Below are 10,523 nucleotides of genomic sequence, written 5' to 3' on the forward strand. Positions count from 1 at the left end.
CGCCCGATCGCCTCCGTCACCCTCTGACAAGCTCCGCTGGCTCGTACGCGACGACGCCCGCCAGACCGGACGGTCTGGCGGGCGTCGAGGTGGTGATCTGGCTCAGCCGAGGGTGAACTTCTCCCAGGTGCTGATGGCCGGGCCGTTGGCGATCAGTGGCTTGCTGCCCGCGCCGTCGGCGCTGACGTACTTGTTGTTGATGCCGGCCTTGAAGCTGACAGTGCCGTCGCTGTTGCGGACCACGGTGAACCGTTCCCAGGTGCTGACGGCCGGGCCGTTCGCGATCAGCGGCTTGGTGCCTGCGCCGTCGGCGGACACGAAACGGCTGTTGGCGCGGGCGAAGAGAGCGATCTGACCGTTACCGAGGTCGGCGAAGTCGAATCGCTCCCAGCTACCGGCGGTCGCCGCGCTCGCGATCAGCGGCTTCACACCGGCACCGTCGGCAATCACGAAACGGCCGTTCACGCTGGCCTTCAGTGACCTGTTCGCGTCGGCGACCGGGACCTGGGCGAACTTCTCCCAGGCGCCGATGGTGGACCGGCTGGCGCTCATCGAGATGGTGCCGCTGGCGTCCGCGGTGACGTACAGGTTGTTGCTCGCCTTGAGGCTGACGGTGCCGTCACTGTTGCGGACGACAGTGAACTTCTCAAAGGCGCCGACCACCTGACTCTCGGCGTTGAGTGCTTCGTTGGCCGACTGCGTGACGTAGCGGCCGTTGGCCCGCGCGACGAGGGCCACCTGCCCGTTGCCGGCGTCCGCCAGGTCGTACTGCGCGGAGGCGGTCAACCCGACCTGGTTCGGCAGGAGAACCGGCGCGGATGTACCCACGTAGCGACGGTTGGACATCGCGAGCAGGCCCACGGAAGCGGTCCGCCGCAGCACGCTGACCTGCTCGGTGCTGCTGCCGACCAGGCCGTCGCTGCCCCTGGGGACAACGGTGACGTCATAGGTGCCCGGCTTGGCGTATTTGTGCGTGGCGATCGGACCGGACTGGCTCGTGTAGGAGGTGCCGTCGCCCCAACGGAACTCGTAACTATCGATCGGCACGAAGCCCGGCGTCGAGGCCGAGGCGTCCACCCTGACAGTGCTCGTGGCGAGGTCCACAGTGGCGTCGAAGGACGACACCGGGTATTTGATGGACTCCGTAGTGCCACGGTCGGCGTACGCGATCGGGCCTGCGCCGGTGTTCGCCACGGCCGGATCGTCCCGGCGTGGCTTTCCGCTGGTGTCAAGCTCCTGGTAGCCAGGTGCCGTCGAGTTCGCCGAGTCGACGTTGTCCCGGACAGAGGACGTGTACCGATCGTGTGCGGCCTGCCCGGAGACGGTGCGGAACTGGGTGAGACCCATCCTGGTTCCGTTCCACGAGTAGCCGGTCGCGGACGCGGACTGATGCCAGGTGTTGTTGTAATCGATCACCGTGCCGCTCGGCGCCGCGTCGTAGACCCCGATCTCGGCACCCTCGGGGGCCTGCGGATCGCAGTAGCCCTGGTTGAAGGCGCCGTTGTTGCGGAGCACGTTGTTCTGTACCGAGACCTGGGACGACGCCCCGTCGACCCGGACGCCGCCCACGCAACGGTCCTGGATGTCGTTGTTGGCGATGTCAGTGCCCACGGCTCCGCGGTTGTGGATGCCGTATCCGATCCCGCCCAGGATCCGGTTGTTGGCGATCACCGTCCCGGCGGCGGCAGGGCCCACCGAGATGGCAGCTCCGGAGAAGCCGGCGACATCGCCGTCAACGATCGTGCTGCGCGGCCCGTCGACTCGAATGCCCACGCCGTTATCGGCGGCGACGTGGTTCGGGGCGGTCGACACCAGCGTGTTGCTAACGCGCACGTCGCTGGTGGAGGCATCCATCGTCAATCCGTCGGCGAGCGCCGCTCCGGTGGCGATGAGGCCATCCAGCCATGTCCACGTCGCATTGGCGAGTCGGATGGCGGGCGCGGTGGCGACGTTCGCCATGGTGAATCTGCCGCCCGCGACCACTACGTTCGAGGCGTTCCGCAGATCGAGGGCGGGCACGTCGGCAGACCCACTGACATTGATTTCCTGGATATAGATGTCGTGCTGGCCGTCGACGACCAGCCCCGCGTTCGGACCGACGAGCGTCACCGGGGTGCGAGGAGTCTTGGCGACGAAGGAGATCGGCAGTTCCGGTGTGCCGGAGCTGGTGAGGGTGACGCGCTCGGCGTAGGTGCCGCCGTCGACCCAAACCGTCCCGCCGGCGGTCACCACGGCGGCTGCTGCACCGATCGTGCAGAACGGATCGGCCTCGGTGCCGGGCCCCTGGTCGGAGCAGTTCGCATCGGCCTGCTTGACGTACAGAATCACAGGGTCGTCTGCCTGGGCGGGTGCGCCGGTGGCCAGCAGGGTGCCGCCGGTCACCGCGATCGCGGTGAGGCCGGCGAGGGATCTTTTACGCATGCATGCCCTCTGTCGTGAAGGGTGGATTCGGCTTCGCCGGAGATCAGATGGAGCCATGATCCGATACCGGCGGGTAACGCACCGCCCCGGGTGACAAAACGGCCAACCTGTCCCACCGGCATCGGTAGTGGCCTCGCGGATGGGCGACCCGCCGGGTAGGAGAGAATGAGGCACGTGACGACGATCCCCAACGTGCTGGCCAACCGGTACGCCTCGCCCGAACTGGTCGCCCTCTGGTCCCCGGAGGAGAAGGTACGGATGGAGCGGCGGCTCTGGCTCGCCGTTCTCCGCGCTCAGCGCGACCTGGGCGTGCCGGTGCCGGACGGCGTTGTCGAGGCGTACGAGCGGGTGCTCGACCAGGTCGACCTCGCCTCGATCGCCGAGCGGGAGCGGGTCACCAGGCATGACGTGAAGGCCCGGATCGAGGAGTTCAGCGCGCTCGCCGGGCACGAGCACGTGCACAAGGGGATGACCTCTCGGGACCTCACCGAGAACGTCGAGCAGCTCCAGGTGCGCGCCTCACTGGAGCTGATCCGCGACCGGGTGGTGGCCACCCTGGCCCGGTTGGCCTGGCTGGCCCACGAGCACTCCGAGCTGGTCATGACCGGCCGTTCGCACAACGTGGCGGCGCAGGCCACCACGCTGGGCAAGCGCTTCGCGTCGGCGGCGGAGGAGCTGCTTATCGCGTACGAGCGGCTGGAGGAGCTGATCGCCCGCTACCCGCTGCGGGGGATCAAGGGACCGGTCGGAACGGCCGCCGACCAGCTCGACCTCTTCGACGGCGACGCCGACAAGGTGGCCGAGCTGGAGCGACGGGTCGCCGAGCACCTGGGCTTCTCCCGGGTGCTGGACAGCGTCGGGCAGGTCTACCCGCGCTCGCTCGACTTCGACGTGCTGGCCGCGCTGGCCCAGACGGCCGCCGCGCCGTCGTCGCTGGCCACCACGATCCGGTTGATGGTCGGTCAGGAGTTGGCGACCGAGGGCTTCAAGCCGGGTCAGGTCGGTTCCAGTGCGATGCCGCACAAGATGAACACCCGCTCCTCGGAGCGGGTGAACGGCTTCGCCGTGATCATTCGGGGTTACCTGTCGATGGTCGGCGAGCTGGCCGGTGACCAGTGGAACGAGGGGGACGTGTCCTGCTCGGTGGTCCGCCGGGTGGCACTGCCGGACGCGTTCTTCGCCGCCGACGGGCTGTTCCAGACGTTCCTCACAGTGCTCGACGAGTTCGGCTCGTACCCCGCGGTGATCAACCGGGAGCTGGAGCGCTTCCTACCGTTCCTGGCCACCACGAAGATCCTGGTCGCGGCGGTCCGGCGGGGCGTCGGCCGGGAGGTCGCCCACGAGGTGATCAAGGAGCACGCCGTGGCGGTGGCCCTGGCGATGCGCGAGAAGGGCTCACCGGAGAACGACCTCTTCGACCGCCTGGCAGCGGACGGCCGACTCGGCCTGTCCCGCGCCGACATCGACACCCTGGTCGCCGACCGCAACGCCTTCGTAGGCGCCGCCCAAGCCCAGGTGGCAGCGGTAACCAGCCGAATCACCACTGTCGTAACCGCCCACCCAGAAGCGGCCACCTACTCCCCACCCCCCATCCTCTAACCCCACCCCACCCCACCCCACCCCAACCCCCAACCCCCACCCCACCCCCCAACCCCCAACCCCCCACCCCCGGGTGATCAAGAGGTTTGCGTCATTTTCGATCTCCCTGCTGACCGAAACCTCTTGATCAACAGGGGAAAGGGGTGGGTGGGTGGGTGGGTGGGTGGGTTGGTGGGTTATTCGCCGGTTGGGGTTTCGGCGGCGGTTCTCAGGTTGGGGGCGCTGGCGGGTTCGGCGATGCCGCCGGGCGACTCCGTGATTCCCGCGACCTCCGCGGTTCCGGCGGCGACCGCCGGCTGGTCGGCCGGCATGACCTCGGGCATCTTGGGTACGGCGACCACTGCCGTCCCGTACGCGCAGATCTCCATCCACATCTCGCCACAGTCCCGGCTGTCGAACCGCATGCCGATCACCGCGTTCGCGCCGAGCCGCAGGGCCTCCTCGCCGAGGCGGGCCACCGAGTCGGTGCGCCACCGGGTCAGGTTGTCCGGGGCCATCGGGTCGTACGCGCCACCGCGCAGGTTCTTCACACCCTCGCGGTACGGGTTGCGCGTCCTGGCCATCGATGACACCACCTCACCGAGAATCTGGCGGATCTCGTAGCCGGGCAGTTGCTCTGTCGTCACGACCAGCACGGTTCCGATGCTGTCAGGAGTGGCGCGACCCGATCGTGTGCATTGTTCACCTGATCGGATGCTGCAAAACGACGCGGCGCGGACGGCCGGCACGTGGCCGACCATCCGCGCCGAGCGGGGCGCTAACCGTCAGACACCGGCCACCGAGGTGATCCAGGCCCGGTTGTACGCAACGCTGCCGTAGTTCTGGATGCTCGACCCGTCGGCGGTGGAGGCGACGCCGACCTGCTGGCCGTTGTAGAACTGCGGGCCGCCGGAGTCGCCGCGCCAGGCGTTGCCGTTGATCCGGGAGCTGCGGATCGCCTGGCCGCCGTACGCGTCGGTGGCGCTGTTGCTGGTCACCCGCACGGTGGCGGTCTTCAGCACGGTGGACGCCGAGCAGCCGCTGTAGCAGGTCATGCCCCAGCCGTAGATCGAGTTCGTCGAGTTGATCGGCGGGTTGCTGCTGGCCAGGCTCACCGCGGAGGTGCTGACGGTGCTGGAGAGCCGCATGAGCGCGAGGTCGTTTCGGGTGTAGGTGGCGCTGACCGTGCGGGTGACCCCGCCGGAGGTGCGGTTCACGCTTCCGACGCGCACCGACATGGTGCCGCTGATGCAGTGCCGGGCGGTGAGGACCCACTGCGCGGCGATGACGCTGCCGGAGCAGGTGAACGAGCCGTTGCTGAGCACCGCGGCGGCCCATGGGGCGGAGGAGACGGTGCCGCCGCCGATGATGGGTTGCGGGCCGGCGGGGGCGGCGGACGCGGCGGACGTGACGCCGAGGGCGCCGACCAGTGCGGTGCTGAGTACGGCGAGCAGGGGGCGGATGCGCATCGGGTGGACTCCTTGACGGGGCGGACCCGGGGTCGCCGGGTGCGGATGGTGCCGGCAACGGGGGTTCCCGGGGCCGGCGAAATCGACCTACGTCGATGTAGAGTAGGGCGCGACGCGATCGTTATCAAGGAGGTGATCGAGGTTGCCCAATGTAACGATTCGGCCACCCGCTGCGCCGTATTTATCCTGCTAGGGCCACCTGTAGCGCCTGACAGGTCAGACTGAGCGTCAGTAATGTCGATCACTGCCTGAACTGCACCCGGCCGGTGCGTCCGCGGCGATATCTGCCAGGTACGCTGGCTGCGCTCGCCCATTGTGGGTCGGCACCCAACTGCGTACACAGTCAGGAGTGCCCAGTGCCTCGCGTCGTCGTCGACGTCATGCTCAAGCCCGAGATCCTTGATCCGCAGGGCCAGGCCGTCGCAAACGCGCTGCCCCGGCTCGGCGTCGGTGACGTCGCCTCGGTTCGGATCGGCAGGCGGATCGAGATCGAGTTCACCGGTGAACCGGACCTGGACCGCGCTCGGGAGATTGCCGACAAACTGCTCGCCAACCCGGTCATCGAGGACTTCACCGTCCGCCTGGTCGAGGCCGACGAGACCGCGGACGCCCGCTCGTGACCGCCCGGGTCGGTGTGGTCACCTTCCCCGGCTCGCTCGACGACGGGGACGCGGCCCGGGCCGTCCGGATCGCCGGCGCTGAGCCGGTCCGGCTCTGGCACGGCGACCCGGAGCTGCACGGTGTCGACGCTGTCGTCCTGCCCGGCGGTTTCTCCTACGGTGACTACCTACGGTGCGGTGCCATCGCCCGGTTCGCCCCGGTGATGGAGACGATCGTGGACGCCGCCCGGGGTGGTCTGCCCGTGCTCGGCATCTGCAACGGCTTCCAGATCCTCTGCGAGGCGCACCTGCTGCCCGGCGCGCTCACCCGCAACCAGCACCTGCACTTCCGCAACCGGGACCAGGTCCTGCGCATCGAGTCGGCCGGGACGGCGTGGACCAACGCGTTCCAGCCCGGCCAGGAGGTGCTCATCCCGGTCAAGAACGGCGAGGGCTGCTACGTCGCGGACACCGCGACGCTGGACCAGCTCGAAGCCGAAGGTCGGGTGGTCGCCCGCTACGTCGGCGGCAACCCCAACGGGTCCCAGCGCGACATCGCCGCGATCACCAACGCCGCCGGCAACGTGGTCGGCATCATGCCGCACCCCGAGCACGCGGTGGAGGCGCTCACCGGCCCTTCGCTGGACGGCCTCGGCTTCTTCACGTCGGTCCTCAAGCACCTGGTGGGGGCGCCGGCATGACCGGCGGCACGATCATCGGTCAGCTCAACCGCCGGCCTGGCGGGCACGAGCGCAGCGAGGAGAGGTCATGACCACCCATCCGGACCCGGTACGGGACACACCGGAGGCGTACTCCGCCCCGGCGCAGCCGGCCGAGCCGAGCGCGGCGCAGCCGTCCGCACCGGCGACCGCTCCCGCCCAGCCGGCCGCCGCCGTCTGGACCGAGGGCGTGGACACCGTGCCGCGCGCCGGTGGCACCCCGGGCGAGCTTCAGCCGTACACCGAGCTGGGCCTGCGCGACGACGAGTACGACCGGATCCGGCAGATCCTCGGCCGCCGGCCCACGCAGTCCGAGCTGGCGATGTATTCGATCATGTGGAGCGAGCACTGCTCCTACAAGTCGAGCAAGGTGCACCTGCGTCAGTTCGGCGAGAAGGCCCCGCACAGCGACCGGATGCTCGCCGGCATCGGTGAGAACGCCGGTGTCGTGCAGATCTCCGACGAGCTGGCGGTGACCTTCAAGGTCGAGTCGCACAACCACCCGAGCTTCGTCGAGCCGTACCAGGGCGCGGCGACCGGCGTCGGTGGCATCGTCCGGGACATCCTCGCCATGGGTGCCCGCCCGGTCGCGGTGATGGACCCGCTGCGCTTCGGTGCCGCTGACCACCCGGACACCGCCCGGGTGCTCACCGGTGTGGTCGCTGGCGTGGGCGGCTACGGCAACTGCCTGGGCCTGCCCAACATCGGTGGTGAGCTGGTCTTCGACCCCTCCTACCAGGGCAACCCGCTGCTCAACGCGCTCTGCCTGGGCGTGCTGCCGGTCAGTCGGCTGCAGAACAAGGCCGCCGCCGGCCCGGGCAACGTTGTCGTCCTGATGGGCGCCAAGACCGGCCGCGACGGCATCGGCGGCGTCTCGGTGCTGGCCAGCGCCACCTTCGACGAGGGCAGCGAGGCGCGCCGCCCCGCCGTGCAGGTTGGCGACCCGTTCACCGAGAAGCTGCTGATCGAGGCCTGCCTCGAGCTGTACGACGCCGAGCTGGTCGTCGGCATCCAGGACCTCGGCGGCGCCGGCCTGACCTGCGCGCTCACCGAGACCGCCGCCGCCGCCGGCACCGGCATGCGGGTCTGGCTGGAGCGGGTGCCGCTGCGCGAGCCCTCGATGGACCCGCACGAGATCCTGGCCAGCGAGTCGCAGGAGCGGATGCTGCTGGTCGTCGAGCCGGAAAAGCTCGACGCGGTGCTCAAGACCTGCGAGAAGTGGGGCGTCCTCGCCACCGCGATCGGTGAGGTCACCGCACCGGAGCCGGACGGCAGCCCGGGTCGACTGCTGATCACCTGGCAGGACCACCTGGTCGTCGACGTGCCGCCGGGTTCGCTTGTCGACGACGGCCCGGTCTACGCCCGGCCGATGCGCGAGCCGGCCGACCTGATCCTGCTCCAGGCCGACCGGGCCGAGACGCTGCCCCGCCCGGCCGACCCGGAGGCGCTGCGGGAGACCGTGCTGCGCATGATCGCGTCGCCCAACCTTGCCGACAAGAGCTGGGTCACCGAGCAGTACGACCGCTACGTGCTGGGCAACACAGTGCTCGCCCAGCCGGAGGACGGCGGCGTGATCCGGATCGACGAGCGGACCGGCCTCGGTGTGGCGCTGTCGGTCGACGGCAACGGCCGGTACGCCCGACTGGACCCGTACAACGGCACCAAGCTGGCCCTGGCTGAGGCGTACCGGAACGTGGCGGTGACCGGCGCGAAGCCGATCGCCGTGACCGACTGCCTCAACTTCGGCTCACCGGAGGACCCGGGCGTGATGTGGCAGTTCGCCGAGGCCGTGCGCGGCCTGGCCGACGGCTGCCTGGAGCTGGGCATCCCGGTGACCGGCGGCAACGTCAGCTTCTACAACCAGACCGGCGCGGCGGCCATCCACCCGACCCCGGTGGTCGGTGTGCTGGGCGTGCTGGACAACGTCGCCGACCGCGTGCCGATGGGCTTCGTGCCGCGCGCCGGTGGCGACCACGACCAGCTCTACCTGCTCGGCGAGACGAACGTGGAGCTGTCCGGCTCGGAGTGGGCCTGGGTGACGCACGAGCACCTCGGCGGCATCCCGCCGCAGGTCGACCTGCTCCGCGAGAAGGCGCTCGCCGAGTTGCTGGCCGAGGCGGCCCGGGTCGGTCACCTGGCCTCCGCACACGACCTCTCCGACGGTGGGCTCGCCCAGAGCCTGGTCGAGTCCTGCCTGCGTCGCGGCGTCGGTGCCCGGGTCGCGGTGCCGGAGCAGTTCGCCGAGGGCTCGATGCCGTTCGTCTACCTGTTCAGCGAGTCCGCCACCCGGGCGCTGGTCTCGGTGCCGCGCGGCCACGACAAGGCGTTCGCGGCGCTCTGCGCCGAGCGGGGTGTGCCGTTCGAGCTGATCGGCGTCACCGACCCGTCCGGTGGTGCGCTCGAGGTGCACGGCCAGTTCCGGATCGGCCTGGACGAGCTGCGCACCGCGCACACCGAGACGTTGCCGCGCCTCTTCGGGGGCTCGGCGGCCGTCGAGGTGCCAGCGCCGGCTGCCGGTGTGGCCGGTGCGGTCGAGGCCGTCCCGCTGCCTGTCGCGCAGGCCGAGCCGGTCGACGCGGCAGCGGTGGTCTCCGAGCCGATCGCTTCCTCGGGTCCTTCTCCGGAGACCGGCGCGGTCGAGCCGATCGGGTCAGAGCAGCCCGGCGGGGCGTCCGATTCTGACTCCGGTGTCACCGAGCCGTCGCCCGACGAGCGCTGAGGCGTTGACGGCCGCCGTCTACGGCCAACCCGGATCGGGTGCCCGGTTCGACTGGGGGCTTACCGGGGCGGCCGAACTCGGCCGGGTCTGCGCGGCGCTGGTGGTGGTGGACGTTCTCTCGTTCACCACCGCCGTGGAGGTGGCGGTCGCCAGGGGCATGCGGGTGCACCCGTTCCCCTGGGGTGAGCAGGCAGCCGAGTACGCCCTCCGGGTCGGTGCTACCGCTGCGGTCGGGCGGCGGCAGACGACCACGGAACATCCGTGGTCGCTCTCGCCCGCCGCGCTGAGCAGCGCACCCGTGGTGGCGGACCTCGTGCTGCCCTCCCCGAACGGCTCGGCCATCAGCGCCGCCGCCAGCGCCACCGGCCTGCCGGTGGTAGCGGCGTGCCTGCGCAACGCACGCGCCGTCGGGCAATGGCTGCGCCGCCAGGGGTACGGCACGCTGGACGCCCCGATCGGCGTGATCGCCTCGGGGGAGCGGTGGCCGGACGGGTCGCTGCGCCCGTCGGTGGAGGACCAACTCGGCGCCGCCTCGGTGCTGGACGCCCTCTCCGGTGTGCCCGGTGGGCTCTCGGTGGAGGCGGCCATGGCGCTCGCCGCGCTGGCGAGCACACCGGATCTGCCCGCCGCGGTGCGCGGCAGCGTCTCCGGACGGGAGTTGACCGAGAGCGGCTTCGCCGCGGACGTGGACGTCGCCGTCCGGATCGGCGTGTCGGACGTCGTGCCGGTGCTCCACCAGGGCGTCTTCTCCGCCGCCTGACCGCGCCCCCATCCCGCGATCTTGCACTTTCTGTCCCGACGTAAGGGGCATTCCGCCCGTAAAGTTGACCGAAACTGCAAGATCGGTGCGGGGCCGGGTTGGTCTTAGTACAGCGGAACGGCCACCCGGATCCGGGTGGCCGTTCCGCTGTGCTGTGGTGGGGTCAGTCGTCCAGCCAGTCGAGGCGGCGACCGCCGCGCTCGGTCGGTGGCGGCGGTGGTGGGGTGTCAGGTCGGTTCCGCCCGGCGGGCTGGCCGT

At 70.2% G+C, this 10,523-nt stretch carries 8 protein-coding genes; 5 read left to right on the top strand and 3 right to left on the bottom strand.

Annotated elements, in window-relative coordinates; translation table 11 throughout:
• Nucleotides 1–102: 102 nt before the first annotated feature.
• Entirely contained in the window at nucleotides 103–2,421 is a 2,319-nt protein-coding gene (locus AB0C19_RS04320) for a PKD domain-containing protein (protein ID WP_357179138.1), read from the bottom strand.
• Nucleotides 2,422–2,595: 174 nt separating this feature from the next.
• Between AB0C19_RS04320 and purB the strand changes: the two genes are divergently transcribed.
• Nucleotides 2,596–4,020: an adenylosuccinate lyase gene (gene purB / locus AB0C19_RS04325; RefSeq protein ID WP_328651494.1), complete on the top strand. Its 1,425-nt coding sequence runs from the start codon at nucleotides 2,596–2,598 to the stop codon at nucleotides 4,018–4,020.
• A gap of 176 nt (nucleotides 4,021–4,196) precedes the next feature.
• On the opposite strand, the gene AB0C19_RS04330 is transcribed toward purB, so the two are convergent.
• Complete coding sequence (locus AB0C19_RS04330) at nucleotides 4,197–4,760, bottom strand: YbjQ family protein (RefSeq protein WP_357179143.1); 564 nt, start codon at nucleotides 4,758–4,760, stop codon at nucleotides 4,197–4,199.
• A gap of 24 nt (nucleotides 4,761–4,784) precedes the next feature.
• Nucleotides 4,785–5,468 carry a trypsin-like serine protease gene (locus AB0C19_RS04335; protein ID WP_357179146.1) on the bottom strand — a complete coding sequence of 228 codons (684 nt, stop codon included), beginning with the start codon at nucleotides 5,466–5,468 and terminating at the stop codon, nucleotides 4,785–4,787.
• Nucleotides 5,469–5,824: 356 nt separating this feature from the next.
• Between AB0C19_RS04335 and purS the strand changes: the two genes are divergently transcribed.
• The 4 genes from purS to AB0C19_RS04355 all read left to right on the top strand — a co-directional run bounded on the left by purS (nucleotide 5,825) and on the right by AB0C19_RS04355 (nucleotide 10,265).
• Entirely contained in the window at nucleotides 5,825–6,088 is a 264-nt protein-coding gene (gene purS, locus AB0C19_RS04340; protein ID WP_030491392.1) for a phosphoribosylformylglycinamidine synthase subunit PurS, read from the top strand.
• Nucleotides 6,085–6,768, top strand: a complete 684-nt coding sequence (gene purQ / locus AB0C19_RS04345) for a phosphoribosylformylglycinamidine synthase subunit PurQ (protein WP_091396055.1) — start codon at nucleotides 6,085–6,087, stop codon at nucleotides 6,766–6,768. Before purS ends, purQ begins: the two co-directional genes overlap by 4 nt.
• Nucleotides 6,769–6,835: 67 nt before the next feature.
• A complete protein-coding gene (gene purL / locus AB0C19_RS04350; RefSeq protein ID WP_357179150.1) occupies nucleotides 6,836–9,505 on the top strand; it encodes a phosphoribosylformylglycinamidine synthase subunit PurL in 2,670 nt (889 codons plus the stop codon).
• A 4-nt stretch (nucleotides 9,506–9,509) separates the two neighbouring features.
• Nucleotides 9,510–10,265 carry a 2-phosphosulfolactate phosphatase gene (locus tag AB0C19_RS04355; protein WP_357179512.1) on the top strand — a complete coding sequence of 252 codons (756 nt, stop codon included), beginning with the start codon at nucleotides 9,510–9,512 and terminating at the stop codon, nucleotides 10,263–10,265.
• Nucleotides 10,266–10,523: the final 258 nt, after the last annotated feature.

This window comes from Micromonospora sp. NPDC048842 (assembly GCF_040649935.1).
In the GTDB taxonomy this organism is placed as follows: Bacteria; Actinomycetota; Actinomycetes; order Mycobacteriales; family Micromonosporaceae; genus Micromonospora; species Micromonospora hortensis.